The sequence below is a fragment of the Marinobacter sp. X15-166B genome, from assembly GCF_001752365.1.
Lineage (GTDB): Bacteria > Pseudomonadota > Gammaproteobacteria > Pseudomonadales > Oleiphilaceae > Marinobacter.
Genome location: NZ_MEIY01000001.1, coordinates 3,022,742 through 3,048,695, shown reverse-complemented (window position 1 = coordinate 3,048,695; position 25,954 = coordinate 3,022,742). Strand labels below are relative to the sequence as shown.

28 protein-coding genes are annotated in these 25,954 nt (G+C 59.7%); 21 read left to right on the top strand and 7 right to left on the bottom strand.

Annotated elements, in window-relative coordinates:
* Positions 1-17: 17 nt before the first annotated feature.
* The 17 genes from BG841_RS14390 (at position 18) to BG841_RS14315 (ending at position 14,867) form a co-directional block, all read left to right on the top strand.
* Positions 18-515, top strand: a complete 498-nt coding sequence (locus BG841_RS14390; RefSeq protein ID WP_070058280.1) for a GFA family protein — start codon at positions 18-20, stop codon at positions 513-515.
* Positions 516-561: 46 nt separating this feature from the next.
* Positions 562-990, top strand: a complete 429-nt coding sequence (locus BG841_RS16610; RefSeq protein ID WP_198929197.1) for a hypothetical protein — start codon at positions 562-564, stop codon at positions 988-990.
* A gap of 88 nt (positions 991-1,078) precedes the next feature.
* Positions 1,079-1,396 carry a hypothetical protein gene (locus BG841_RS14385; protein WP_070058279.1) on the top strand — a complete coding sequence of 106 codons (318 nt, stop codon included), beginning with the start codon at positions 1,079-1,081 and terminating at the stop codon, positions 1,394-1,396.
* Positions 1,397-1,574: 178 nt separating this feature from the next.
* Entirely contained in the window at positions 1,575-2,852 is a 1,278-nt protein-coding gene (locus BG841_RS14380) for a PQQ-dependent sugar dehydrogenase (RefSeq protein ID WP_070058278.1), read from the top strand.
* A gap of 63 nt (positions 2,853-2,915) precedes the next feature.
* Positions 2,916-3,227 (top strand): c-type cytochrome, encoded by a 312-nt coding sequence (locus BG841_RS14375; protein ID WP_070058277.1) that lies wholly within the window; start codon positions 2,916-2,918, stop codon positions 3,225-3,227.
* 214 nt (positions 3,228-3,441) lie between these two features.
* Positions 3,442-4,704, top strand: a complete 1,263-nt coding sequence (locus tag BG841_RS14370; RefSeq protein ID WP_198929196.1) for an efflux RND transporter periplasmic adaptor subunit — start codon at positions 3,442-3,444, stop codon at positions 4,702-4,704.
* Positions 4,701-5,924 carry an ABC transporter permease gene (locus BG841_RS14365; protein WP_198929195.1) on the top strand — a complete coding sequence of 408 codons (1,224 nt, stop codon included), beginning with the start codon at positions 4,701-4,703 and terminating at the stop codon, positions 5,922-5,924. The genes BG841_RS14370 and BG841_RS14365 overlap by 4 nt, the downstream gene beginning before the upstream one ends.
* A complete protein-coding gene (locus tag BG841_RS14360) occupies positions 5,917-6,636 on the top strand; it encodes an ABC transporter ATP-binding protein (RefSeq protein ID WP_070058275.1) in 720 nt (239 codons plus the stop codon). The genes BG841_RS14365 and BG841_RS14360 overlap by 8 nt, the downstream gene beginning before the upstream one ends.
* A gap of 78 nt (positions 6,637-6,714) precedes the next feature.
* The gene (locus tag BG841_RS14355; RefSeq protein ID WP_070058274.1) at positions 6,715-7,005 is read left to right on the top strand and encodes an antibiotic biosynthesis monooxygenase family protein; all 291 of its coding nucleotides are present in this window, start codon (positions 6,715-6,717) and stop codon (positions 7,003-7,005) included.
* Between the two features lie 179 nt (positions 7,006-7,184).
* Positions 7,185-8,120 carry an L-threonate dehydrogenase gene (gene ltnD / locus BG841_RS14350; RefSeq protein ID WP_228141670.1) on the top strand — a complete coding sequence of 312 codons (936 nt, stop codon included), beginning with the start codon at positions 7,185-7,187 and terminating at the stop codon, positions 8,118-8,120.
* The gene (otnK, locus tag BG841_RS14345) at positions 8,120-9,400 is read left to right on the top strand and encodes a 3-oxo-tetronate kinase (protein WP_070058272.1); all 1,281 of its coding nucleotides are present in this window, start codon (positions 8,120-8,122) and stop codon (positions 9,398-9,400) included. The genes ltnD and otnK overlap by 1 nt, the downstream gene beginning before the upstream one ends.
* On the top strand, positions 9,397-10,038 hold the full coding sequence (gene otnC, locus BG841_RS14340) for a 3-oxo-tetronate 4-phosphate decarboxylase (RefSeq protein WP_070058271.1): 642 nt from the start codon (positions 9,397-9,399) through the stop codon (positions 10,036-10,038). The genes otnK and otnC overlap by 4 nt, the downstream gene beginning before the upstream one ends.
* Positions 10,039-10,069: 31 nt before the next feature.
* Positions 10,070-10,864: a 2-oxo-tetronate isomerase gene (gene otnI, locus BG841_RS14335; protein ID WP_070058270.1), complete on the top strand. Its 795-nt coding sequence runs from the start codon at positions 10,070-10,072 to the stop codon at positions 10,862-10,864.
* Between the two features lie 58 nt (positions 10,865-10,922).
* Positions 10,923-11,894 carry a D-erythronate dehydrogenase gene (gene denD / locus BG841_RS14330; RefSeq protein WP_070058269.1) on the top strand — a complete coding sequence of 324 codons (972 nt, stop codon included), beginning with the start codon at positions 10,923-10,925 and terminating at the stop codon, positions 11,892-11,894.
* A gap of 52 nt (positions 11,895-11,946) precedes the next feature.
* Complete coding sequence (locus BG841_RS14325) at positions 11,947-12,945, top strand: TRAP transporter substrate-binding protein (protein WP_070058268.1); 999 nt, start codon at positions 11,947-11,949, stop codon at positions 12,943-12,945.
* Between the two features lie 63 nt (positions 12,946-13,008).
* Positions 13,009-13,596 (top strand): TRAP transporter small permease, encoded by a 588-nt coding sequence (locus BG841_RS14320; RefSeq protein WP_070058267.1) that lies wholly within the window; start codon positions 13,009-13,011, stop codon positions 13,594-13,596.
* Entirely contained in the window at positions 13,593-14,867 is a 1,275-nt protein-coding gene (locus BG841_RS14315; RefSeq protein WP_070058266.1) for a TRAP transporter large permease, read from the top strand. The genes BG841_RS14320 and BG841_RS14315 overlap by 4 nt, the downstream gene beginning before the upstream one ends.
* Here the strand turns inward: BG841_RS14315 and BG841_RS14310 are convergent.
* Positions 14,818-15,756 carry an NAD(P)-dependent oxidoreductase gene (locus tag BG841_RS14310; RefSeq protein ID WP_070058265.1) on the bottom strand — a complete coding sequence of 313 codons (939 nt, stop codon included), beginning with the start codon at positions 15,754-15,756 and terminating at the stop codon, positions 14,818-14,820. The genes BG841_RS14315 and BG841_RS14310 overlap by 50 nt on opposite strands.
* Positions 15,757-16,157: 401 nt before the next feature.
* Here BG841_RS14310 and BG841_RS14305 point away from each other — a divergent pair, with 401 nt between their 5' ends.
* The 4 genes from BG841_RS14305 (at position 16,158) to BG841_RS14290 (ending at position 19,584) form a co-directional block, all read left to right on the top strand.
* Positions 16,158-16,937 (top strand): alpha/beta fold hydrolase, encoded by a 780-nt coding sequence (locus BG841_RS14305; RefSeq protein ID WP_070058264.1) that lies wholly within the window; start codon positions 16,158-16,160, stop codon positions 16,935-16,937.
* 79 nt (positions 16,938-17,016) lie between these two features.
* On the top strand, positions 17,017-17,535 hold the full coding sequence (locus BG841_RS14300) for an O-acetyl-ADP-ribose deacetylase (protein ID WP_070058263.1): 519 nt from the start codon (positions 17,017-17,019) through the stop codon (positions 17,533-17,535).
* A 255-nt stretch (positions 17,536-17,790) separates the two neighbouring features.
* Positions 17,791-17,991 (top strand): CsbD family protein, encoded by a 201-nt coding sequence (locus BG841_RS14295; RefSeq protein WP_070058262.1) that lies wholly within the window; start codon positions 17,791-17,793, stop codon positions 17,989-17,991.
* A 234-nt stretch (positions 17,992-18,225) separates the two neighbouring features.
* Positions 18,226-19,584 (top strand): MBL fold metallo-hydrolase, encoded by a 1,359-nt coding sequence (locus BG841_RS14290; protein WP_070058261.1) that lies wholly within the window; start codon positions 18,226-18,228, stop codon positions 19,582-19,584.
* A gap of 191 nt (positions 19,585-19,775) precedes the next feature.
* On the opposite strand, the gene BG841_RS14285 is transcribed toward BG841_RS14290, so the two are convergent.
* The 6 genes from BG841_RS14285 to BG841_RS14260 form a co-directional block, all read right to left on the bottom strand.
* Positions 19,776-20,057: a PRC-barrel domain-containing protein gene (locus tag BG841_RS14285; RefSeq protein WP_070058260.1), complete on the bottom strand. Its 282-nt coding sequence runs from the start codon at positions 20,055-20,057 to the stop codon at positions 19,776-19,778.
* Between the two features lie 122 nt (positions 20,058-20,179).
* On the bottom strand, positions 20,180-21,442 hold the full coding sequence (locus BG841_RS14280) for a sigma-54 interaction domain-containing protein (protein WP_158007619.1): 1,263 nt from the start codon (positions 21,440-21,442) through the stop codon (positions 20,180-20,182).
* Between the two features lie 535 nt (positions 21,443-21,977).
* Positions 21,978-22,394 (bottom strand): hypothetical protein, encoded by a 417-nt coding sequence (locus BG841_RS14275; RefSeq protein ID WP_070058258.1) that lies wholly within the window; start codon positions 22,392-22,394, stop codon positions 21,978-21,980.
* Positions 22,395-23,147: 753 nt separating this feature from the next.
* Positions 23,148-23,990: a carbon-nitrogen hydrolase family protein gene (locus BG841_RS14270; protein WP_070058257.1), complete on the bottom strand. Its 843-nt coding sequence runs from the start codon at positions 23,988-23,990 to the stop codon at positions 23,148-23,150.
* Positions 23,987-24,982, bottom strand: coding sequence for an ABC transporter ATP-binding protein (locus BG841_RS14265; protein ID WP_198929194.1), 996 nt, complete (start codon positions 24,980-24,982; stop codon positions 23,987-23,989). The genes BG841_RS14270 and BG841_RS14265 overlap by 4 nt, the downstream gene beginning before the upstream one ends.
* Complete coding sequence (locus BG841_RS14260) at positions 24,979-25,953, bottom strand: ABC transporter ATP-binding protein (RefSeq protein ID WP_070058256.1); 975 nt, start codon at positions 25,951-25,953, stop codon at positions 24,979-24,981. Before BG841_RS14260 ends, BG841_RS14265 begins: the two co-directional genes overlap by 4 nt.
* Position 25,954 lies beyond the last annotated feature (1 nt).

Sequence of the window (25,954 nt, the reverse complement as noted above, 5' to 3'; positions counted from 1 at the left end):
CCGATGGAGGGTAGCTCATGCAACTTGCAGGTTCGTGTCACTGTGGCAGCGTCCGTTTCACCCTTGACTCCCCCCACCCCTACCCGTTCAACCTGTGCTACTGCTCGATTTGCCGGAAAACGGCAGGCGGTGGCGGCTTTGCGATCAATCTGGGCGGAGACTACGCAACTCTGGCGGTTGAAGGCGAGAAGTTCATAAGTGTTTACCAGGCCGTGATCCCGAATGCCAACACCGGAGAACCTCAGCAAAGCCCCGGGCAACGGCACTTCTGCAAACAGTGTGGGAGTGCACTGTGGCTGTGGGATCCGAGATGGCCGGAGTTGGTGCATCCGTTTGCCTCCGCCATCGACACCGATTTACCCGTGCCCCCCGAGCGGACTCATATGATGCTGGAATCAAAAGCCAGCTGGGTCAATGTGCAGACGGCCCCACACGACACGATGGTAGATGAGTACCCACGCGAATCGCTTGCCGCTTGGCACCGCCGATTAGGCCTGGAGGATCGGAACTCTTGAAACCGTCACCAGTCTCCGGTCCCGACGTTACCAAAAGGGCCCCAAGATGAAACTCGTACTGATGGGCAATGCCGGGGCGGGCAAAACAACCTTGTCCCGAAAACTGGCCGCCGGTCGTGATATCCCGTGCCTGTCTCTGGATCAGGTGGCGTTTACTGCCGGCGTCCACCGTCGGCCACTGGCTGATAGCATAAAGGCCGTGTTGGACTTCATAGCAGCCAATGACAACTGGATCATAGAGGGTTGCTACGCCGATATTATCGAACCGATTCTTGCGCATTGCGAAACACTGGTGTTTCTCAATCCAGGTCTGCATGCCTGCATTGACCATTGCCGTAAGCGTCCGTGGGAGCCGGAAAAAATTCGGTTCGCGAGCAGAGCAGGAGCAGAATCTGGCAAACTTGATAGACTGGGTGTGTGCGTACGAACAACGAAGGGACGAATATGGCTTGCAACAACACCGGCGTTTGTTTGACGCCTTCCCGGGTAACAAAGTTGAATTCACAAGCGTGGTGCCCGATGCAGCCCGGCAAATCCATGCAGCCGGCGTGTGAGCCACAGCCATGACACCTCTGTCGCGCAAAGAACGCTGGCTGTTCTCGATAATTTTACCCTTGTGCGCCATGACCGCCGGCTACTTTCTGGTCATTGCGACGACCGACGGTCAAGGTTCATCGATCGGGTTCCGCGCCATTGGTGTCCTCGTCGCCTTCCCCATCGCCGTGTTGGTGACAGCCCTGCTGAATTTCCTGTTTGTCTTTTCCCGGAAAACAACCCGCTCTGCTTCATTCGCTGCCGGAATGGTGGTGCCCATCCTGCTTCTTTCAATTGAATACGCTTACCTGTGGCAAGTGTGGGAGCAGTACCCGGGTATAAGCTAGTGTTGCAGTGTTCCGGCCGGAGTGGCGGCGGCCCACCCCGGCTGCTAACCTCGATTACAGGGTGCCTGCAGGTCGCCAGTGGCAGACTGCAATTTGACCATACGGTAAGTATAGATACACTTGTCACATAGTCGTATCGAGCAAGAACAACAATGACTTACACAAAGGATCAATAATCATGAGAAAAAAACCTTCCCTTCGTTCGCTTTGTGTTGCAGTTGCTCTGGCGGGTTTGCCGCTGGCCGTACAGGCCAAAGCGCCCCAGATCAGCCAGTCGGTGTATATGGATGGGCTGGAAAGCCCCTGGGATCTGGCCTTCATGCCCGACGGCACCATGTTCTTCACCGAAAAGTGCAAAGGCCTTTCGGTCCGGCTACCCGATGGCACGGTGAACAACCTGCTGGGCATGGGTGACACCGACGGCTATTCCATGAACGGCGAAGACCTGTTTTGTGACGGTCAGGCCGGCATGAACGGGGTCACGCTGGATCCGGACTTCGCGGACAACCACACCATCTACGTCTATTCCGCCTCCCGTACCGGCGACAACCCCGCAGTCAACCGGGTGTTGCGTCTGAATGTCAGCGACGACCTGACAAGCGTGTCGGAGCGCACCGACATCGTCACTGACATTCCGTTCAAACAAGCCCCCAGTGACCACCCTTTCGGGGGCTCCGGAGCCCACAACGGCGGACGCATCCGCTTCAGTCCGGATGATGGTTTCCTGTACGTCACCACCGGTGATAACCACAACAGCAGCCTGCCGCAATTTGGGGACAACCTGGGTGGCAAGGTGTTGCGCATTGACGGCAATGGCGAAGCCGCGCCCGGCAACACTGAGGCCACCCCGGACGGGTTCGACCCGCGCATCTTTACCTACGGACACCGCAACGTTCAGGGCATCGCCTTCCACCCGGAAAGCCACCAGCCAATCATCACCGAACACGGCCCCTGGCATACCGATGAAGTAAACGCACTGGTGCCCGGAGCCAACAGCGGATGGGACCCGCGCCCGAACATGGCCGGCCGGGGCGATTGCCCGGACGACTACTGCGGATACCAGCCCAACCAGAACGAGGGAATGGATCGCAAGGAGCGCGCGGCATACATGTCAATGACCGACCTGGAAACCTACCCGGACGCCATGCAACCACTGTGGACCAACGACGGTTATTCCCAGGGCATCAGCAGTGCCGCCTTCCTGGAAGGCGAACAATGGGGTGACTGGGACGGCCGTCTGGTGGTCAGTTTCATGGGCATCGGGTTTGGTGGTACCCCGGTAGGTCAGCGCATCAACGTGATTGATCTGGCGGCCGACGGGCCCACCATTAACGACATCGCTGAAATGCCCATGCCGGAGGGGTCCGCCCGCTTCCGTGGGCTGGTGACGGGGCCGGATGGCGCGCTTTATGTCGCCGTGGACGAAGGCCAGGTCCACCGGTTCACTGCTGAGTGATTGGCTGACTGACTGCACTGCCCTCGGGCAGTGCACTACCCACCGGAATTGGAAGTAGACCTTATGAAACGAACAGTGCTGTTTGCGATGACCATTGCTCTGGGCCTGTCCCAGGCCCAGGCGGCAAATCCGGAAGCGGGCAAGACCCTCTATGCCAGTAACTGTGCCCAGTGCCACGGACCAACCGCCAAGGGCATGGCCAGCTTTCCCAAGCTGACCGGGCGAGACGCCGACTACATCACTGCGCGGCTGGAAACCTACCGTGCGGGCGAAAAAGTCGGGCCCAACTCTCTCCTGATGATTCCGAATGCACGTGATCTCAGCGACGACGACATCGCTAATCTGTCCGCTTTCCTGTCCAGCAATCCCAACTAAACCTTGCTTTTGGTGATAAGCCTTCCCTGGGTCCCGGGTTCACCGGGTGCACACAGGCAGGGCTTTCCCCGGCTTCGCCAAATCCCGGCTGATCTGCCCTCGTTTACCCATTGCATGAACCACACCTCGGCGTGGGGTGAGCACGTGGCGGTAACGCTGACCCTCGGCTAAGCTTTTCAGATAAATCGACAGGTCTGCCGGTGAACCCGACCCCGTGATCTCTGCACCCCGACACTGGAGTTTTAACGTGCGCCCGGCCCGCTACTCCGCTCTGTTTATTCCCACCCTGCTTCTGGTCGCGCTGGCATACGGCGCGCTCCGCTGGTGGCAAGGGCCCGAGGTGCAAGGCTATGTGATCCAGGCAGTTCCGCTGGTACAGACCGTGGTGGGCACCGGCCGGGTGATGACCGAGTCCCGCACACAGATCGGCAGCGAAATTACCGCGGTTGTAAAGGAACGCCTGGTACAGGAAGGTGACAAGGTGCTGCGAGGCGACACGCTTCTGGTGTTACGGGCCGATGACCTCGCCGCCCAGTTGCGTCAGGCCGAGGCGGCTCTGGCCGAGCTGGCCACCAGCCGGCGTCCTCAAGCCGAGGTGGCGCTCAGGCGCGCGGAGTCGTTGCTGGCACAGGCGCAACGAGAGACGACGCGGCGACGGGATCTGGCCGACCGGGCGCTGCTGTCCAATGAAGCGCTGGAGCAGGCCGTGCAGGCGGAAATCCTGGCGCGCAGCGCGTACGACACCGCCCGCCTGCGCGCCGCGGCGCTGGCTCCCGGCAACGCGGAGGAAGTGCTGCTACAGCAGCGGGTTGCAGCTCTCAAGGCGCAAGTCGCCAAAACTCTGGTGCGGGCCGGTGTGGCCGGTACCGTGCTGACCCGCAATGTCGAACCCGGCGATCTGGTTCAGCCCGGCCGCGTATTGTTCACCATTGCCCGCGAAGGGGGTACCGAAATTCGGGTACCCTTCGATGAGCGCAATTTGTCGCGTCTGACCTTGCACCAGACGGCCATGGTCGTCACCGATGCCTACCCGGGCCAACCGTTTCCCGCCCGAATCACCTTTATCGCCCCCAGTATCGATCCGCAACGGGGCACCGTGGAGGTGCGCTTGACCGTCGATCCGGTACCCGATTTCCTGCGCCAGGACATGACCGCGTCGGTGAATGTCGAAACCGGGCACCGTCCGCGGGCGCTGGCCGTACCCAATGATGCGCTCGACCGTGTGTACAACGATCAGGCCCAGGTACTGCTGCTTCGCAATGGCAAGGTGCATCAACAGGAGGTAACCCTGGGCCTGCGCGGTCTGGCCATGACCGAAATCGTCGCCGGTCTGAGCGCTGGCGATGCGGTGCTGGCAGACGGCACGGCTCCGCTGGCCGACGGCACGCGGGTACGGTTCAGGGAACGCAAGGCGCCGGTCAGCCGCGAGTCCGGCGACACCGCCACCCGCAATGAATTGCCGGTGAACTTCAATTGAGGCGCCCGTTGCGCAGTCTGTGGATCGAGTGGACCCTCGCAGCGGGTTTTCTGCGTGAGGGACGTACCCAGTCGTTGATGATTACGGTGGGCGTAGCCGTGGGGGTGGCGGTGATTGTGTTTATCAGCGCCCTGATCCAGGGACTGCAGGCCAACATCATCGAACGCACCTTGGGGACCCAGGCTCACATCCGCTTGTTGTCACCCGATGAAACCAATGTGCTGCTGCCGGTGCCCTCGGGTACGGTGCACTTGGTGCAGGAAGACCAGCGGGCCCAGCGGCTCCGCTCGATCAACAACTGGCAACAGATCATCGCGACGCTGGATCAACAGCCCCTGCTGACCGCTGTCTCGCCGGTGGTGTCCGGACCGGCCTTTGTCCGGCGTGGCGAAGCCCTGGAGTCGGTGGCGCTGGTAGGCATCGATCCGGACCGTTATCTGCGGATCATTCCGCTGGCCCGTTACCTGGTCAGCGGGCAACTGCGCGTGGGCGCCGGTGACGCTCTGGTCGGCACCATACTGGCCGCTGATCTGGGGGTGCGGGCAGGCAGCAAGTTGCGGCTCGATACCGGTCAGCAGAACAGCACCGTGGTGAACATCGCCGGAATCTTCGAGCTGGGCGTACGCGAACTCGATGCGCGCTACGTCTATCTGGATCTGAAACAGGCGCAGTCGTTGCTGGAGCTCCCCGGCGGGGTCACGGTCATCGATCTCACGGTCACGGATATCTTTGCGGCCGACACCCTGGCCGCGCAGATTGAACGCCTCACCTCGCTGAACGCGGAAAGCTGGATCGAAACCAACGCGCAACTGATGAATGCCCTCACCGCACAAAGCCTGTCTACCAACATGATCATGGTGTTTGTCGCCATATCGGTGGCCTTCGGTATTGCCAGTGTGCTGTCGGTCAGTGTGGTGCAACGCACCCGGGAAATCGGCATATTACGGGCCACCGGCGCCACGCGTCAGCAGATCTTGCGGGTGTTCCTGATCCAGGGCGCTTTGGTCAGTTTGCTGGGCTCAAACGCCGGAATCGCCATCAGTTACGGGCTGGTGTGGGCGTTCAACACCTTTGGACCGGGTTTGTTCTATATACCGGTCCCCCCGATTCTGGTGCTGCTGGCGATCCTGCTGGCCACCGGGACGGGGGTGCTGGCGGCTGCGGTGCCTTCGCGGCGCGCCGCCGGCCTCGACCCGGTGGTGGCCATCCGCTATGTCTGATCCCGCTAATCCGGTGCTGCGTCTGGAAGCGCTGCGTAAATCCTACAACCCAGGCTTGCCCAATGAAATCGAGGTGTTGCACGGAATCAACTTGAGTATCGGTCGCACTGACTTTGCCGCGCTGATCGGCCCGTCCGGATCAGGGAAAAGCACGCTGCTGAACCTGATCGGCCTGCTGGACACGCCCAGCAGTGGCGAACTGTATCTCCTCGGTCAGGCCACCAGCGGGATGGACGATGCCGGTCGCACCGCCCTGCGCGGCCACGCCATTGGCTTTGTGTTCCAGTTTCACCACCTGATTCAGGCCTTCACCGCCCTCGACAACGTGCTCATGCCGCTGATGCTTGCCCATGGCAAGCCCGACAAGGCAGCGTTGCAGCGGGCCCGGGAGCTGCTCGCCGGGGTGGGGCTGGAAAAATTTGCCGCCAGCAAACCCAATCAACTGTCGGGCGGCCAGCAGCAGCGTGTGGCCATTGCCCGGGCGCTGATCACCGAGCCCGCCCTGTTGCTGGCCGATGAACCCACCGGCAACCTAGACACCCAGACCGCGAGCGAAGTGTTTGAGCTGTTCCGCCATTTCAATCGGGAGCGCGGCTGTGCGGTGCTGCTGGTCACCCATGACCCGCGTTTGTCAGCGACCTGTGACCGCACCATCAATCTGGTGGACGGGCAGATAACGGATTACGCAGCAGCCCCCGGATCCTTCAACTAAGCTTTTACGTGGGGATTCTGCTGTGCCCCGGACGCTACGAGCACTCGCTCATTCTGAGCCAGGCAGGGGGACCCGGACATGTATGCCCGTCATTTCACATTCAAATCTACTGCAGACAACAGACCATCGGTTGAAAAAATAGCGGACGACATCTATGGCTATACCAAATCTTTGCAGGGTTTTGTCAGTGCCACTTACACGGTATCGGAGGATGAAACCGAGTATGGGTCCTTCACCGTCTGGCAAACCAGGAAAGACGCTGAAGCAGCGGCCGAGTCAATTCGGGAAAAGGTAATGCCCCAGCTCGAAGCCATTGTCACCGCGCCGCCGGAGGTGTCGATGCTGGAAGTTTACGAGCCGAGGTCGTGAAATGCCCAACCACACACCCGGAAAGCGGCCGGATCGCGGCGCGGAAACAACACAGGATTAACGTCGGTCATGCTCGGAACTGCTTAATAAATTTAAAAAAACTTTCAATACGCTAGCGCTTTTCTGCTTCTACTTCTATTTTTATGGAGGTACCTGTTCTCAGCGTGGAGAGTAAGCCAGTGACTAAACAACGTGAGCCGGTTGTCGGTGTCGTCGGTCTGGGTGCAATGGGGCTGGGCTCTGCAACGGCGATACTCAACGCGGGGTTGTCTGTAATAGGCTGCGATGTCTCCTCGCTTGCCCGTGAGGCATTCATCACCCGGGGCGGTCGCTGCGTTGCCACACCCGCAGATCTCGCGGACCAATGCAACGTTGTGGTGCTGTTGGTGGTCAATGCCGATCAGGTGGAATCGGTGCTTTTCGGTATCGACGGCCTCGCCGCCCGACTGGCACCGGGCAGCCTCATAGTGCAGTGTGCGACAGTAGCACCCAGTTACGCCAGAACCCTTGGCGTGCGGCTGTCTGAAGCAGGGTTACTCATGCTCGATGCCCCCGTCAGCGGTGGTGCGGCCAAGGCCGCCACCGGGCAGTTGTCGATCATGTCTTCCGGCGAACCGTCAGCCTACACCAGGGGGCAAGCGGTATTAGACGCTATGGCCGCCACCGTCTACCGACTGGGCGATGCGCCGGGGCCCGGTTCCAGCGTGAAACTGGTCAATCAACACCTGGCGGGCGTCCATATCGCTGCCGCCGCCGAGGCCATGGCCCTGGGGATTCGCATGGGACTGGACCCGGAAACCCTATATGACGTGATAACCCATTCAGCGGGCAATTCCTGGATGTTTGAAAACCGGGTGCCTCATATCCTCAGTGGCGACTACACCCCGCTGTCCGCTGTCGATATTTTTGTCAAAGACCTGAACATCGTGCACCAGACCGGACGGGAGCTGGCCCTCGCCATGCCCGTAGCAGCCAGCGCGTTGCAACAATTCACCGCCGCCAGCGGGGCCGGTCTGGGCCGTGAAGACGACTCAGCCGTGATCAAGGTGTACCAGCGACTCTCCGGGTTTGCGTTGCCGGCAGCCAACGACCCAGCCGGTCAGGAGTCTGAATAATGGGGATAGTACTCGGAGCAGTCGCAGACGATTTTACCGGCGCCACCGATCTGGCCAACAATCTGGTCCGCGCCGGGATGCGCACCCTGCAGGTGATCGGCGTCCCCCGGGTGGCGCTGGATCTCGCAGATACAGATGCGGTAGTGGTGGCGCTTAAGTCCCGATCATGCCCTGTGCAAGAGGCCGTCAGTGATTCTCTGGCGGCGCTGAATTGGCTTGGTGGTCAGGGAGCGCGGCAGATCTTTTTCAAATACTGCTCCACCTTTGACTCCACCGACGACGGCAATATTGGCCCGGTTACGGATGCCCTGCTGGACCAGCTCGGTGCCCGGCAGACCGTCATGGTACCGGCGTTTCCCGCCAATGGCCGCACCGTCTACCAGGGCCACTTGTTTGTCGGCGACCGGCTGCTCAACGACAGCGGCATGGAGCACCACCCGCTCAACCCGATGCGGGATGCTGATCTGGTGCGCACCCTGTCCCGCCAGACCCCCCACCCCGTTGGGCTGCTGGCCCATGCCACTCTGACGGCGGGTGCGGCGCAGGCACGGGCACACCTCAACAAACTGGTATCGCAGGGCGTCCGCCAGGTCATTTGTGACACCCTTGATGAGGCCGATCTCAGGGTGCTGGCGGCGACCGTGGCCGAGTGCCCACTGGTCACCGGGGGGTCGGGGCTGGGGCAGGCTTTACCTGCCGAATACCGCCGGCTCGGCTGGCTGAAAGAGGTAGACAACGCCGGCCAGCTGGCACCGGCCAGCGGCACGTCGCTGATACTCTCCGGCAGCTGTTCCCGGGCGACCCTGTCACAAATTGAACATTTCCTTTCCCGCTATGAAGGGTTTGCTCTGGATCCCATAGCGTTGGCCGCCAGCGATGAGCAACTCGACAAAGCGCTGGCGTTTGCCCGTGATCGTCTGAACAACACGGACCCGGTACTGATTTACGCTTCAGCCACGCCCGACCAGGTCAAACACGCGCAGGATCAACTGGGGGCGGCCGCCGCCGGCGAGCGGGTCGAGCGCGCACTGGCCACACTGGCGAAAGCATTGGTTTCCGAAGGCGTAGGCAAGTTATTGGTGGCAGGCGGAGAAACCTCGGGCGCGGTGGTGTCTGCGCTCGGCATCCGCCAATTGCGCATCGGGTCACAGATCGACCCCGGCGTCCCCTGGACCCAGACGCAACTGCCGGGCCACCAGGCACCGTTGTCGGTGGCCCTGAAATCCGGCAATTTTGGTGGTGTCGATTTTTTCTCGCGGGCCTTCGAGGTACTGGCATGAATTCCATCAACCGGTTACGGGAACAAATTGCCCTGCACGGCCAATCGCTGTTTGATCGTGGGCTGACCATGGGGTCCAGCGGCAATATCAGTGTCCGCCTGGAGGACGGGGGTTGGCTGATGACCCCCACCAACGCGTGCCTGGGCCGCCTTGATCCCGCCCGTATCTCCCGTCTGGACCGCAACGGCCATCTGATGGATGGCGATCAGCCCACCAAGGAAAGCTTCCTGCACCAGGCCATGTATGGTGAACGCCCACAGTCCGGGGCCATCGTGCACTTGCATTCCACCCATTCGGTGGCGGTGTCCTGCCTCCCCGAAATCGATCCGCACAACTGTATTCCGCCGTTGACGGCTTACTACGTGATGCGGGTTGGCAAGTTGCCACTGGTGCCCTACCACATCCCCGGTGACCCTTCGCTGGGCGATGCGGTCAAAGGGCTGGCAGGCGCACACAGTGCCGTGCTGCTCGCGAACCACGGCCCGGTGGTGGCGGGTAAAACTCTGGACGCCGCGGTCTATGCCACCGAGGAACTGGAAGAAACCGCCAAACTGTTTTTGCTGTTACGCGGTCAAAACCCTCGCTGCCTGAGTGCCGAGCAGGTGGCGGAACTGGAGGCGCGTTTTCCGCGCGACTGATACCGATGCTTGATGACACAAGGGACAACCCATGATTCGACTGGCCGCCAATCTGAGTATGCTGTTCACGGAGCATGACTTTCTCGGCCGGTTTCCAGCCGCGGCAAAGGCGGGTTTTCGCGGCGTCGAGTATCTGTTCCCGTACGCCTACGAGCCTGAAGAGTTGCGCGCTGCCCTCGACGCCCACAACCTTACGCAAGTATTGTTCAATCTGCCGCCGGGCGACTGGGAAGCGGGCGACCGGGGGCTGACCAGCCTCCCCGGCCGGGAGCAGGAATTCAAGGAGTCGGTCAGCATGGCCCTCCGCTACGCCGAGGTGCTCGGTTGCACCCGGCTGCATGCCATGGCGGGTCTGCTGCCCGACGACGCCGATGCGGATGTTCGCCGCGCCCATCTGGACACCTATGTGCGCAACCTGCAATTTGCTGCGGGGGAACTCGCCAAGGTGGGTAAAACCCTGCTTATCGAACCCATTAATGGCCGCGACATGCCGGGTTTTTTTCTTCAGCGCCAGGCCCAGGCAAGGGACATTGTGACGCGGGTGGGCGCAGCCAACCTCCGGGTGCAGTTCGACGCCTATCATTGCCAGATCGTTGAAGGTGATCTGATCCGCAATCTGGAAACCCAGTTTCCCTACATTGGCCACGTGCAGATTGCCGGCGTACCCGAAAGGCACGAACCCGATCGCGGAGAACTCTACTACCCGGCAATCCTGGACCGGCTGGACACGCTGGGTTATCGGGGCTGGGTGGGGTGTGAGTATCGCCCGCAGGGGGACACCTGGGCCGGTCTTGGCTGGGGGCACGCTTACGGCCTGACTCCCTGAACAAGTCAGGCCCCGTTGCAGCTGAACACCGTACTTCAATAACCACAGGGGCTTTGTCATGCGCATTCTTATCACCGGTGCCGCCGGATTTCTGGGTCAACGCCTGATCCGGGCCCTCGCGCAACGCGGCACACTCGGCGGCCAGCCACTTGCGCACCTGATTCTACTTGATCAGGTAACGCCCGCTACGCCCGCCGGTATGCCCTGCAAAGTCACCGCTCGCGCCACCGACCTGACTGCCCCCGGAGCACTGGATGCGGCCCTGGATGACCGTCCTGATGTGGTGTTTCATCTGGCCGCGGTGGTCAGTTCCGCGGCCGAAGCCGACCTTGACCTCGGCATGGCGGTAAACTTTGATGTTACCCGCACCCTTCTGGAAGCTTGCCGCGCCCGGGGCCTCTCTGATACCCGTCTGATCATGGCCAGCTCGGTCGCCACCTACGGTGGTGATTTGCCCCCGGTCCTCGACGATATGACCGCGGTCACCCCGCAAAGCTCCTACGGCACACAAAAAGCCATGAGTGAACTGCTGGTCAACGATTACAGCCGCCGAGGTCTGGTGGACGGCCGTGTGCTGCGGTTGCCTACCATCGTTATCCGACCCGGTCGCCCCAATGCAGCGGCTTCCAGCTTTGCGTCCAGCATCTTGCGGGAGCCACTCAACCATGAAGAGGCCGTGTGCCCGGTGCCCACGGACCTCGAATTATTTGTGATGTCGCCCGGCAAGGTCATTGAAGCCCTGTTACACGGGGCCGGGATTCCGGAGCACGCCTTCGGTCCGTGGCGCAGTCTGATGTTGCCCGGCATTACCGTCAGCGTCGCCGGAATGCTGGACAGCCTGCGCACACTGGGCGGCGACGAAGCCCTGGCCCGCGTCAAGCATCAGCCCGACCCCAGGATCGAGGCGATCGTGGCCAGCTGGCCAGCCCGCTTCGATACCCGGCGGGCGCAGCAGCTGGGTTTTAAAAGCGATAACAATTTCGGGGAAATCGTCGAGGCGTTTCTCGACGACCGTGCCAAGCCTCTCTGACCGATGGACAGAGAGATCCACAACTGTGTCACTGCAAATTGAGAGAACAACAATGACAAACACATTCGCACCTCGTCGGCTCGCCATGTCCATGGGTGGTATTACAGTGGCGTTGGCCATGCTCGGCGCAAGCGCCCAGGCGGCGCAAACCGTCAACCTCGGGCATACCCTGTCGGACACCTCCCATTACTCGGTCGGCGCCGACGCTTTCAAAGAAACCCTGGAGCGCCTCAGCGATGGCGAATTCAAGGTCGTCGAACATGCCTCGGGTGCCCTCGGCGGCGAGCGCGCCATGATAGAAGGATTACAGATCGGCACCGTGGATGTGGTGATTACCTCCACCGGGCCACTGGGTAATTTTGTGCCCGAAACCTACGTGCTCGACCTGCCGTTCCTGTTCAAGGACTACGAGCAAGCCCGTTGCGTACTGGATGGTGACATCGGCCAGCAACTTCTCGACAAGATGGGCAACCACGGTCTGGTGGGGCTGGCCTGGTCGGAAAACGGCTTCCGCCACATGACCAACAGCAAACAAGCGATCGAGGCGCCGTCGGACGCCAAGGGTCTGAAAGTGCGCACCATGGAGAACAAGGTACACATGGAAGCCTTCAAACAGATGGGCGTGCACCCGACCCCGATGGCCTTCCCGGAGGTGTTTACCGCTCTGCAGCAAGGCACGGTCGATGGTCAGGAGAATCCCATTACGGTCATCGTCGCCACCAAGTTCTGGGAAGTGCAGGATCACCTGTCGCTGACTGGCCACGTCTACTCACCGGCGGCCGTGCTCGGCTCCCCTGTTCTGCTTGATGGCCTCAACGAGGAACAACGGGGCTGGTTTCAGGAAGCGGCAGCCGCGTCGGTAGAAGCGACCCGTGAAGAAGTATCCCGCCTGGAAACAGACGGCGTGGCACTGCTCCGTGAGAATGGCATGACCGTTAAAACAGACATCGACAAGGCACCGTTCCAGGAAGCCGTGAAGCCCGCCTACAAGATCTATACCGATCAGTATGGCAGCGAGATGCTTGACCTCATCCGCGACAGTGACTGCTGATCCGTTTGTCGCGCAGGCCCGATGTCAGCGGCATCGGGCCGTCAAGATCCAGGGGTGACCGTCATGGTTAAGCTGTTTTTACGTTTCGAGCAATGGACCACCCGGCTGGCCCTCGGCGTCGCGGTGGCCATGCTGATCATCTCGGTGTCGCTCGGGTTTTATCAGGTCATCACCCGGTTTCTCCTTGACGCCCCCTCTACCTGGTCGGAAGTCATATCCCGTTCGGCGATGATCTGGTGCGTATTTATGGGCGCTGCGGCGGGTTTCCGTGGGGGGTTCATGATGTCGGTGGAGGTCGTTTACAGATTGTTGCCGGCCCGCACACTGGTCTGGCTCGAATGGGTGATTGCACTCTGCTGTGTCGTTGTTTTGCTGGTGCTGATTTATTATGGCGGTGCCATGACCTGGCGGGTACGTAACCAGATGCTCTCCGGTCTCGGGGTCTCCATCGCCTGGGCTTATGTGGCCATGCCGACCGGTGCGGTGTTTGCCCTGATCGCCGTGGTAGCCCGCCTGCTGGCACAGACCACCGGCCGCGAAAGCATCGGCCCGACGGAGAGCGAAACCGATGTTCCCCAGGTTTCGTCACCCATGGTTGAACGACGCGCCACCCCGGTTCCGTCCACTTATAACGAGGGGGTGAACTCATGAATGCGGCCATCGGAATTGCGCTGATCATTCTGTTCAGCCTCGGCGTACCCATCGCCGTGGCCATCGTGTTGGCCTCCATTATCGGTATCGAGTTTTTCTCCCGTCTGCCCCTGTTGCTGGTCCCGCAACAGATGTTTGTGGGTATCGACAACTTCCCCCTGATGGCCATTCCGTTTTTTATTCTGGCGGGCAATCTGATGGCAGCGGGTGGCATCTCCCGCCGGCTGGTCGATCTCGCCAAGTCCATGGTGGGCGGCCTTCAGGGAGGCCTGGCCATGACCTGCGTGCTCACGTGCATGATGTTTGCCGCCGTCTCGGGCTCAAGTGTAGCCACCACGTTTGCCATCGGTTCGATCCTGATCCCGGCTATGGCGAAACACGGTTACCCGCGCCCGCTGGCCGCTTCCATACAGGCGTCGTCGGCAGAACTGGGGGTCCTCATCCCGCCGTCCATACCGTTGATCCTGTTTGGCGTCAGCACCGACACTTCCATCGGTAAACTGTTCATCGCCGGCATTGGCCCCGGCTTGTTGATCGGCAGTGCATTGCTGTTGTACCTCTACCTGTTCTGCAAGCTGCGGGGTTACGGTTTGCGCGATCATGAGGACCGTCAGAGCTTCCCCATTGCGTTGCAGCGGGCCTGGATCGCCATGCTCATGCCGGTTGTCGTGATTGGTGGCATTTACGGCGGCATCTTCACGCCAACCGAGGCGTCGGCGGTGGCGGTGGTGTATGCGGTCATCGTTGGCGGATTTATCTATCGTGAACTCAGTCTGGCGGAACTCTGGCCAATTCTGCGCCACAGTGTGATTTCAACCGCGGCGGTCATGCTGATCATCGCTGCCGCGGCCCTGTTCAGCTTCCTCATCAGCCGTTCCGGCTTGCCCACGCAAGTCGCGGCCTGGGTGACCGTGGTCTTCGACAACCCCATCTCCTTTCTTCTGGCGGTCAATGTCATGCTCCTGATCGTGGGCATGTTCATTGAAACCTCGGCGGCAATTCTGGTGCTGGCGCCCATTTTCACCCCGATTGCCGTGCAATACGGCATCGATCCGGTGCACTTCGGGCTGATCGTGGTGGTGAATCTGGCCCTCGGTATGTTTACTCCGCCCCTCGGCGTCAATCTGTTCGCCGCCTGCGCGGTGGCCAAACTGTCGGTCGACAAACTCATCCCCTGGCTGATGCCGTTCGTGCTGGTGGTTTTGGCCTGCCTGATGGCGATTACCTATCTTCCGTGGATCTCCCTGGGACTGGTTGATCTGCTGTACTGAGCGGCTGCCCGTTCAATACCGCCATCAGTTCCGGAATACTGGCCTGGTCGAAGCCGGATTCCAGCGCCCCGCTCAGCACGGCAAAGATACCCCGGGCGGCACGGTCTTCAGCCTCCAGCGACTCGGCCATCGCCACATAGTACCCGATGTCTTTATGGGCGTTAGCGATACTGAATTTAAACCCGGAGCTGTCGCGGGCCAGGATATAGGGTTGCAAGCGCTGCAGGATCGCGCCAGCACCCCCGCCCGCGGCGAGCACCTCCACAAGGACGCCGGGCTCAATGCCACCCTTCTCGGCACAGGCCGCGGCTTCAGCCAGTACCGTAGAAAACCCCAGAGATACAAAATTGTGGAGCAGTTTCAGGGTGTGGCCAGAACCCACCGGTCCTGCGTAGGTGATGTTTTCGGAAAAACTTTCCAGCAGCGGTAACTGCTCGTCAAACAGGGCCCGGTCCCCTCCGACAATCAGGTTCAGCCGCCCCTCAGCCGCCTCTTTGGGGGTGCGCGTCATAGGCGCATCCAGAAAGGCGCCCCCCGCTGCCGCGACTGTTTGTGCAAGCTTCACCGTGGATCCGGGAATAGCGGTGGAGCAATCGATAATTACCGTTCCCGGCCGCAGGCCGCTCAGCACTCCGTCTGCACGCAACAGCGCATCTTCTACCTGGGGGGTGCCGGTCACACACAGGATGATCACGTCGCTGGCAGTGGCCAATTCGCTGCCGCTGGCATAAGCAATGGCCCCTTCGGCCACCAGGTGGTCCGTGGGCTGGTTGCCGGGGTGCTCGAGAAACCCGACCGTCCATCCGTGGTGTAAAATGTTGCCGGCAATACCCTGGCCCATCAAACCGATGCCGATCATACCAATACGCTGAGTCTTGTTATCATTCATAGAACTGCCCTGGTTAAAAAGATGGCACCGTGGTTCGCGATCACCCACGTCCCTGTATTTGATCTCAATATAGTCCCCGATCCGGCATTGTGAACCTCTCTGCGCGAATTCATACTGTCTGACTGCGACCGTTTGGGGCGGGCCCCACTCAAGGCGCGGGCCGGATGCGTAACGACAGATATCCAAGGCGAGGCTTAGCGGGCGCCATCGGCCGACTGACAATGAGCAGGCCATGGGGCCAAGGCTGCAATGTGAGGCTCATTTTGCATAAACTGGCCGCGCACGTACCATTCAGTATCAGCGCCTGGTTCATGGGACAAAACCCGTGGCGAACCCCAGGGCCTTGGTTTGGCGGGCCCAGCCGGGTTGCAGCTTCTTTCGACGGTAAGGCAATAAAAAATATGAGCAGCACTTCCATTGAACAATTCAGCATTGACGTTCCCGGTGGGCAGGTCTTCGCAAAAAAATGGACACCTGAGACGGATTCGGGCAAGCCGCCCCTCATTCTGCTGCACGATTCCCTGGGCAGCGTCGGGTTGTGGCGGGATTTCCCTGCCCTACTGGCGAAAACCTTAGCCCGCTGCGTGATCGCGTATGACCGGTTAGGGTATGGGCACTCGGCTGCCCGGGACACTTTGCCGTCGGTCAGGTTCATCGACGAAGAAGCCAGCGTCTACTTCCCCGTCCTTAAACACCAATTGGGTATTGAGCAGTATGTGCTGCTTGGCCACAGCGTCGGGGGTGGCATGGCGATCCACATTGCCGCGGAAGATCCGGATTGCCAGGCGGTCGTCACGGTGGCGGCCCAGGCATTTGTGGAGCATCTGACACGTCAGGGAATCGAGGACGCCAGGCAGATGTTCGCGCAACCCGGACAACTCGACCGCTTGAAAAAGTGGCACGGGGACAAGGCCTGCTGGGTTCTGCGCGCGTGGACGGACATCTGGTTGTCACCCGAGTTTGCCCAATGGAGTCTGGAACCCGCCCTCCGGAAAGTGCAGTGCCCGGTACTTGCCCTGCACGGGGATGGCGATGAGTACGGGTCTGCGGCGTTTCCCGAGTTTATTGCCGAGCATGCCGGAGGCCCGGCAACCGCGGTGCTGCTGGACAATTGCGGACATATGCCCCACCGTGAACAACCTGAGGAAGTTTTAGCCGCGCTGAAAGGGTTTCTTGATTAACCGGTCGCTAGCGAGCACGGGCCACAGTTAACTGCTCAGTGGCCAATCTTCTGATGACCTGAACGGAGTGGATAGCGACATGACCACTAGAGTGCATGCCATTCGTGGCGACATTACCTCATTGTCTGTGGACGCGATTGTGAACGCGGCGAATACCTCTCTGCTGGGTGGCGGTGGTGTGGACGGTGCCATCCACCGCGCCGCCGGGCCCGACTTGCTGAAGGAGTGCCGCACCCTGCATGGCTGCCCTACCGGGGAAGCCAGAATGACCGGGGGCTACCGTCTGCCAGCCAGACACGTGATTCACACAGTCGGCCCGGTGTGGCACGGCGGTGATCAGCAGGAGGCCGGGTTGCTGGCCTCGTGTTACCGCCAGAGTCTTCTGTTAGCCGCTGATGCCGGTCTGGAATCCATTGCATTCCCGTGCATCAGTACCGGGGTGTACGGTTTCCCGGCCGGAAAGGCGGCGCAGATTGCGGTTAACACCGTGCGGACTTTCGTGCGGTCACAGCCAGCGCTCACGGAGGTTATTTTCTGCTGTTTCTCCGATGACGACCTGAAATTGTACCAACAGGCCCTGAACGTACCGGCGGCCTGACATCGAGGGTCGACCGCCGCTTCCAGCCATCCCGTCCTTACTTGCCGCACTTGTAAAATTTACACGGTGACCCGGCAACCCCCTCGCTGTGGCAACCCGTCGCCATCGAATTCCCGTCCCTGCACGCCGCTACTGCCGGCAGATGACGACCTTTGCCTGACTCTCCTGCGCAAATTGGCATGGGAGATGCTGCGCTATATGGCACCGGCCGGCACTCTATGCCCGCAAGGTGTCATGATCAGAAAGGAGAGCAACATGAACAAAGATATCGCCGAAGGCAAATGGAAGCAGATGAAAGGTAAAATCCAACAAAAATGGGGCAAACTTACCGATGACGATCTGGACCGGATCGAAGGCAACCGGGAAGAGTTTGCCGGCGTGATGCAGGAACGCTACGGACAAACCAAAGAAGAGGCGGAGCAGGAATTTGACAGATTTCGGGACAGCGATATCTGATCTCCAGCCGCCGCTATGGGTGACATTTGCAGAAAATTTGATTCACGCAGTGTCACCCGACTTCCAGCTCCTCTGTATGACCGGATACCCATAGGTGCCAACGTACAAAGGGAGCAAACGCCATGACAAAGAATGCGATTGAGCTTCTCGCTGAGGACCACGACACCACCAGGACACTAAACTGCAAGCGACATGATCTCTCGGTCGGCACCGGCTTAGCATAACGGAGGCCTCATGTTCATTCAGACATTCAAAGCCGAAGGTTTGTCTCACCTGTCATATCTGGTGGGCAATAGCGGGCAGGCCGCAGTGATCGACCCGCGCCGGGACTGCGAAATCTATGCGGAAGTGGCCGCCGACAGGGGGTGTCGTATCACCCACATCTTTGAAACCCACCGTAACGAAGACCTGATTTCAGGTGCTCCCATTCTGGAGGAACTCACCGGCGCCCGGGTTTACCACGGTCCCAATGCCGGGGACGAGGTGCAATACGCCGAAACCGTCAGGGAAGACGAAGCCTTCGAATTAGGCAACCTGAAACTACGGGTACTGGAAACGCCAGGCCATACCGATGACAGCCTCTCTCTGGTGTTGTACGACACTGATTTTGGCGACGACGCTGTGGCGGTGTTCACCGGTGACGCTCTGTTTGTCGGCGATGTGGGCCGTACCGATTTCTACCCCGAGCGCGCCGAGGAAGTCGCCGGGTTGTTGTACGGCAGTTTGCAAAAATTGCTGCAGCTCGGTGACCAGACTCTGATCTACCCCGCTCATGGGGCCGGGTCCGTGTGCGGGGACAATATGGCGGACCGGGAGTTTTCCAGTATCGGGTACGAACGCCGCAACAATCCCATGTTGCAAGTGTCTTCCCGTGAGGCATTCATACAGCGCAAGTTGCGCGAACACCACTACCAGCCGCCCTATTTCCGCGAGATGGAACGCCTGAACTCGGCAGGGGGCAGCGCCGTGCCCCGGGTTCTGACCCCCACCGCTTTGTCGCCCCGCCAATTCAAAGAGCTGTCCAAGGACACGGTCATCGTGGACGTGCGCACCGTCAGCAGCTTTCTGGGCGGCCATATTCCCGACAGCCTGTCCCTGCCTAGCGCCATGATTCCCGCGTTCGCCGGCTGGTATCTGCAGCCAGACGATCCTGTAGCCTTGGTGGCGGCCAGTGCACAACAAGCGGCCCTCGCCTCCCGTCACCTGGCGCGCATCGGTTTTGATCGGGTGTTGGGGTATCTGGCGACCGATCTATCCAAATGGGCCGCCGGCGCAGAGCCGTTCGTTTCTGTAGACGTTATTGATCTTATCGAGTTCAAGTCGCGCCGGGACAACCCGCCAACGGACTGGGTCTTGCTGGACGTGCGCGGCAAAGGCGAGGTGGACGCCAACCCCGTAGACCAGGCCGTGCACTATTATGTTGGCCTGCTACCCGACTACACAGACTCTCTGGACCCTGCTAAACACTACACCCTGATGTGTGGCAGCGGAGCCCGTGCCACCATCGCCGCATCGGTACTGTTGCGGCAGGGATTTCGGCAGGTGGACGTATTTCTGGGGTCGGTGGGTGCCTTGATGGCCGCTGACAGCTGACACCCACCTGCGCTTCAATCACTTACCGACAAGTGACCGCGATTCAGGTCCGCCAGCCCCGCCCGGCCGCCGCCAGGGCGTTCTTGGCCACATCCCGAAACACCTCGGGCCCGGATAAGTAGCGCGCCAGCGATATCGGGTTACCGAGGCACGGCTGGGTGTGGGCGGAGTCGGTGCTGACCGGTCGGGTATCACGAGCTGCGGGTGGCGCACATTCTTAACACCTTGCGACTGATGTCGAGTTCAATATCCGTTGCAATATTGACCAGTTTGAACTGACTCCAGGGAATCGATACTGACGAAGTCTGGGCATCGAACTGGTCAGCATCCAGGGTCATTTCCACGTATTCGATACGTCCGTTGTGGGGGTTGAGCACAATATCGTGAATGTATCCCAGGATCTCGCCATCGCGGCCCTTGACGGAACTGTTGAGTAACCGGCTCAATTCAATCCGTGCGTGTCTGTGCGGCATAACACCTTTGCCCTCATTCCAGGCACCGTTTCAGTGCCTCTGCCGTGTCTGTGATCCAACCAAATCTTAAGCAGTTTTTGCGCCAATACCGTGCGGCCATGATCCGGGATTTACAGCCGTGTTTACGACGACAGGTGTTTCATTTCGTATTCTTTAAGCCGGTTGTACAACGTTTTCAAACTGATCCCCAGCTCTTTGGCCGCAGTGGTCTTGTTACCTTTATGGTTGTGCAAAGTGGTCAGGATAACCTGGCGCTCTACATCCCCGAGCGTCTGTCCCGCGGGCAGGCGGAGATAATCCGACGCGATGGGCGGGCGGGCGAGAAGATTGGCAGGCAAATCCTCCACCATAATTTCTGTGTCCGCCAGCAAAAAGGCCCGCGCCACCACATTGCGCAATTCCCTGACGTTCCCCGGCCAGTGATAGATGCGCAGCACTTCCAGGGCATCTTCTGAAAACTCTTTGCTGATCTTGTAAAACCGGCAGTGGTCCGCAAGAAACGCTTTGGCGAGCGGGACCACATCCTCCCCTCGCTGACGCAACGGGGGGATCTCCATTGCAAACTGCGCGACGCGGTAATACAGATCCTTGCGTAACTGGCCCTCGGCGACCGCTTCGGCCAACTCACGGTTGCTGGACGCGATGATGCGGACGTTGCAGGGCTGCACCCGCTCAGCACCCACCGGCTGAAACGTATGCGACTCCAGCACCCTTAGCAACTTAACCTGCAGGTCTGGCTTCATTTCTGTCAATTCATCAAGAAACAGAGTACCGCCTTCCGCTTGCTCGAACAGCCCTTTGCGGGCACCCGCCGCCCCGGTAAATGCGCCTTTCACATGACCAAACAGCTCGCTTTCGGCCAGCTCGGCCGCAATGGCACCGCAATTGACTGCCACATAAGGACAATGACTGCGGTGCGACAACGCGTGAATGGTGCGAGCGACCAGATCTTTGCCGGTACCGCTTTCTCCGCTCACAAACACCGCAATGTCGCTCGGGGCCACTTTCCGGATGGTTTTGTACAGCTGCAACATGGGTGGGGATTCGCCAATCAACAACCCCCGCCCACTCTTATGCACGGCCTTCTCACCGCTTTGGTCGCACTTCATTTCGCTTTTGTACTGGCCCAACGCTTCCGCCAATCTGGTCAATTGACTCGGGTATTCAAAGATGTCCCTGGCGCCGACCCGCAATCCCTCAGCAGCCTGAAGGTAAGAAGGCGATCTGCTCATAAGAAAGATCTGGGTAACGTCGGCAATATTGGCCTGAGTCAGGAAGTTCAGCAGCGTGGTCCGCAGGCCGATGTCGTCACCGTCCAGGTTAATCAACAAGACTTCAGGTCGTGCCCTGAGAATTGTGTCCCGGGCTTCCTCCGTGCTGCTCACTGATTCAACAGAAAAACCCAAGGTTTCACAGATCTCACGGACGGGGGTAAGACTTTTCGGGTTATTATCCACCAACAAAGCATGGGGCACAGGTTTTACCTTGGGTTGTCAGCCTGAACGGAACAGCATCAGGTGAGTGTTTAGGCAACAGACACTTACCGTTGCGGTTTTACAGAGGGTGTCACCATCGGCAAATTATCAGCACGGCTCCCGCTTCCCGGGTCAAGAGCCGGGTGCCTACACTCATACTGTAGTAGGTTTTAGCCCCACGACGCCCGATAAAGGCTGCCAGACCCCGCTTCCTTACAGAATGGTAAACATCGGGGCATGGATATGCCCGGAAAAGCGCCAGGTCGGGTAAATTTGACCAGGCAACCTGTAACTTCTACAAAACACTCTGGCCCGTTGGATCCGGCACTGGCTGACCGGTTTCTATAACGATTGTGCGCTGGAATCCATCGTGTTCTTTGCCAGTTCCTGCTGCTTCGTGCTGTCGCAATGGACAACGACTGTCCAATGCCCGGTTTTCGTGGCCTTACGGGTTTTTTCGATCAGCAGATCGTGGTCCGGGCGCAACGCCACTGCGCCTGCGAACAGCAACGACAATACCGCCCCCAAAAAAGCCCAGAGCGATAAACGTCAGTACCGGGCTGGTGCGGGCAAAAGCCGGCCCCACTGCAACCAGCACGGCCGCGATCACCAGTCCGGCCACCAGGCCCACCACCCCAAACTTCACATGGGCCTTGACCATCGACCGCGCGATTCCCGTGGATTCGGGCTCAATTTTGCGGGCCATGGCCGGGTCGTCGGGCTTGATGATCCGGATTTGCTGCTCAGGGATCCCGGCACGTTCCAGAGATTCCTTTGCACGGTCCGCAGCCGTTTGACTGTCGAACTCCGCGCTCACTTTGTGGGAATAATGTTCTCCCAATACGGCATTGCGATCATTCATGGGGTCGCCTCCCTAACGGTGATGTTTCTGCCCCCACGCTTGGGCAAGCAAGATGCGCACCGCAAACGACGAACGACCAAATCCGCCCCTTCCAACGACGCAGACGCACACCAGTTTGCGGCAACAGTAACCGTGCCCGTTTTACCCCTCCAACACACTCAACCGTCAGTGTCGGGCGTTAGACGCACATTCGCAACCTTGGTGATTGCACCCTTTGCCTTCCGAACACTCACGGCAACAGAATATACCGGTGGACGTCTTGAAGTGGGTTTCGTCATCGGCCACCCTGCAACTGCAACCTTCATGGTCACATTGATAGGTACCATCAGCGCTTACATCAGCCATAACAGCTCCTCCCAGCATTCATGGGTTGCGGGCACCGGGAGTACCCGGTCTGTTCCCCCCGTGCCACAGTAGTAACATAGCCGTTACCTGCGGAACCCTGCCAGCCGAAAGAGGTTAAATCCCGCTTAAAAACACGCGCTGGTCAGGCCCGGGCTGGCCGCCCCCTCTTCAAGCACCAGCTTAGGCTTCAAAGAGATCAGCACAACACCCCCTTTACCGGCTTTTAAGACCATTGCGCAGTCTTCGACGTGTTTACGCAATTGTTCGACGTCCTGGAAAACAGCGCGTGGTTTGACCTGGAAAAATTACCGCCGATAAACTGGTCGTTGCTTCGACACACGGTATCAGAAACATGATGAACCGCAGATGCACCGCGCCAACCGGAACATGTGAATGGTCCCTGAGGGGCTAAAGTTTCCCGGGCACCACCAGAGGTCCCAGGGTGCTCAGATACTTCGACGGCGTCGAATATTGCGGGTACTGCACCGTGGAATCCCGGAAACTTTTCAGCGGCTGCCCCAACGCCAGAACGCCCCGCTCCCGGCTGCGGCGGACACGATTAAAATCCACCACGGTGGTCATCACGTCCTGGCACTCCCCCGCCTGGCGCAATACGTCCCCGTCAGGGCCCACGATGATTGATCGACCATTGCCCAGCTCACCGCAACTGTTCACATCAAAGAAATAACACTGATTGACGCCGGCACTGGTCCGGGCGATCGCCAGCTCAAGGTCGCGGTCGGCGGTGTTCGTCAGCGTCGGATGAAGAATCACTTCGGCGCCCATGGAGCACATAGCGCGGGTGGTTTCGGGAAACCACATGTCATAACAGATGGACACGCCGAAGCGACCCACCCCCTGGATATCGAAGATCGTGTGCTGATTACCGGCGGACACCCCCTGCTCGTAGGGTAGAAATGGGTAGAGTTTTCGGTGGCGGACCACCACCTCCCCGTGCGGATTGATAACCGAGGCGGTGTTGTAAACCTCGCCCTGATGCAATTCGTACAGTGACCCATTGACCATCCACAGGTTCAGCTTCCGGGCCAGGGTACAGAAATACTCCTCAGTCGGACCTGGCAGTGGCTCAGCGGCGGCGACCGAGCCCCCTTTGGCAGCCAGCTCTCCGAGTACCACCATATCCACCCAGGGAAAGCGGCGCTTGGCAGCGGTCACCACCCGTCTGATCGCTTCAAGATTGTCGCCCGCGGCAGCATTGAGCTGGACGCCGGCAATGGCAAATTGCGTCATGGTTGCGTCTCCGATAACGGATGGAAACAGGCGAAACCGTGGCCGCCTGGTCCCTCGGTAAAAGAGGGGGCATGCTGGCGACAGTCATCGGTGGCTGCCGGACAGCGGTCGGCGAAAACACAGCTCCGTGATGCCGGTCGTAAAATCGATCCCCGGGGCACCAGGGTCGATACGCGGCGCTTTCTGTGTGGGTTGATGCTGGGTACTGCCTCGATCAACGCCCTGGTGTAATGATGACGGGTATGATCGAGCACCTTGCGTGTTGGCCCGGCTTCAACCCGGTGACCGAGATACATGACCATGATTCGATCCGCAATGAATGCCACAGAGCCAAGATTATGGGAGATGAACACCATGCTCAGGGCAAGCCGCTGTTGGAGTTCCTTCAATAACATAAGAATCTGGGCCTGAACCGATACATCGAGCGCCGCAGTGGGCTCATCCAGAATCAACAGGCCAGGCTCCTGCGCCAGCGCACGGGCAAGCGCTATGCGTTGCAACTGCCCTCCTGAGAATTCATGCGGAAAACGGTCGAGGTGCGTCTCATCCAGGCCAACAAGGTTGAGGTACTCCACCACGCGCTTTCGCCGTGTGACCCGACGGCCGCGCCACCCCTTGATCGCGGACAGCTTAGTCGGACGAAAGGCTTCGGCCACCAGATCAACCACCCTCATCTTGGGATTCAAGGATGAAAAAGGGTCCTGGAACACAATCGCGATGCCGTCGTTACGGTGTGATGCGTGGGCGTCACTGGCCCGATAAAGCACCCGGTCGTTAAAACGGATTTCCCCTCCATCGGCCTGATCCAGCCCGATCAACAGCCGGGACAAGGTACTTTTACCGCAACCGCTTTCACCGACAATCGCCAGCACCTCGCCATCGGCAATGTCCAGGCTCACCTTGTTGACGGCAATAAAAGGCCCCATTCTGGTGTGATAAACTTTCTCCAACTCACGGACTTTCAGCGTGTGGTTGGTTACGGGTTTGGTCACGGTTGCGTCACCTCATATGGGTCGTTCAGGTGGCACCGGTAACTTTGCCCCCCTTTGAGAACGCGCTCGATCGGTACCCGATCGCAGGCTCCGTGGCGATGCGCGCACCGCTCTTTGAAGGCGCACCCGTGCATAGGCTGACTGAGATCAGGTACCCGTCCGGGAATGTACTCAAGCGCAGTGCGACTCCCGTCGATATCCGGCACCGTAGCCAGAAGTTTTCGGGTATAGGGGTGGGCCGGTGAGCGCAGTACCTCCTTTACTGCTCCCTGTTCCACAATCTCCCCCGCGTACATCACCATCACCCGATCGCAGAGTGATGCCACCACACCCAGATCGTGGGTGATCAGCAATACGGCCAACCCATCTTCAAGCGCCAATGTGCGCAGTAACTCAAGAATTTCGGCCTGTACGATGACATCCAGCGCTGTTGTCGGCTCATCGGCGATCAACACTTGTGGCCGGCACACCAGCGCCATGGCGATCATCACTCTCTGCAGCTGGCCGCCGGATAATTGATGCGGATACTTCTTCAACACCGCGGATGGGTCGGGCAATTGCACCCGCGCCAGGTTTTCAACCAATACGCCGGGTAACGATTTGCGCGTTACCCGGCCACTGGCCAGAGCGACGTCGCCCATTTGCTGACTGATGGTGAAGAACGGATTCAGAGCCGTCTGTGGGTTTTGAAAGATGACCGCCGCGTGCTCTGCTGCCAGCGGGTCACGAGTGCCGCTGGTTCGAACTGATCGCTGCTGCCCCTGCCAACTGCAATGCCCAGTTACCTGAGCGGAATCTGGCAGCAACCCCAATATGGCCATGGCGGTCATCGTCTTACCGCAACCCGATTCCCCAACGAGCGCCAGTATTTCACCTTCGTTCAGCGACCAAGACACATTCCGCACCGCGTGCACGGTTCGGTGAATCGACGGGAGGCGGACGTGGAGCGCGGAAACTGCCAGTAGCTGCATT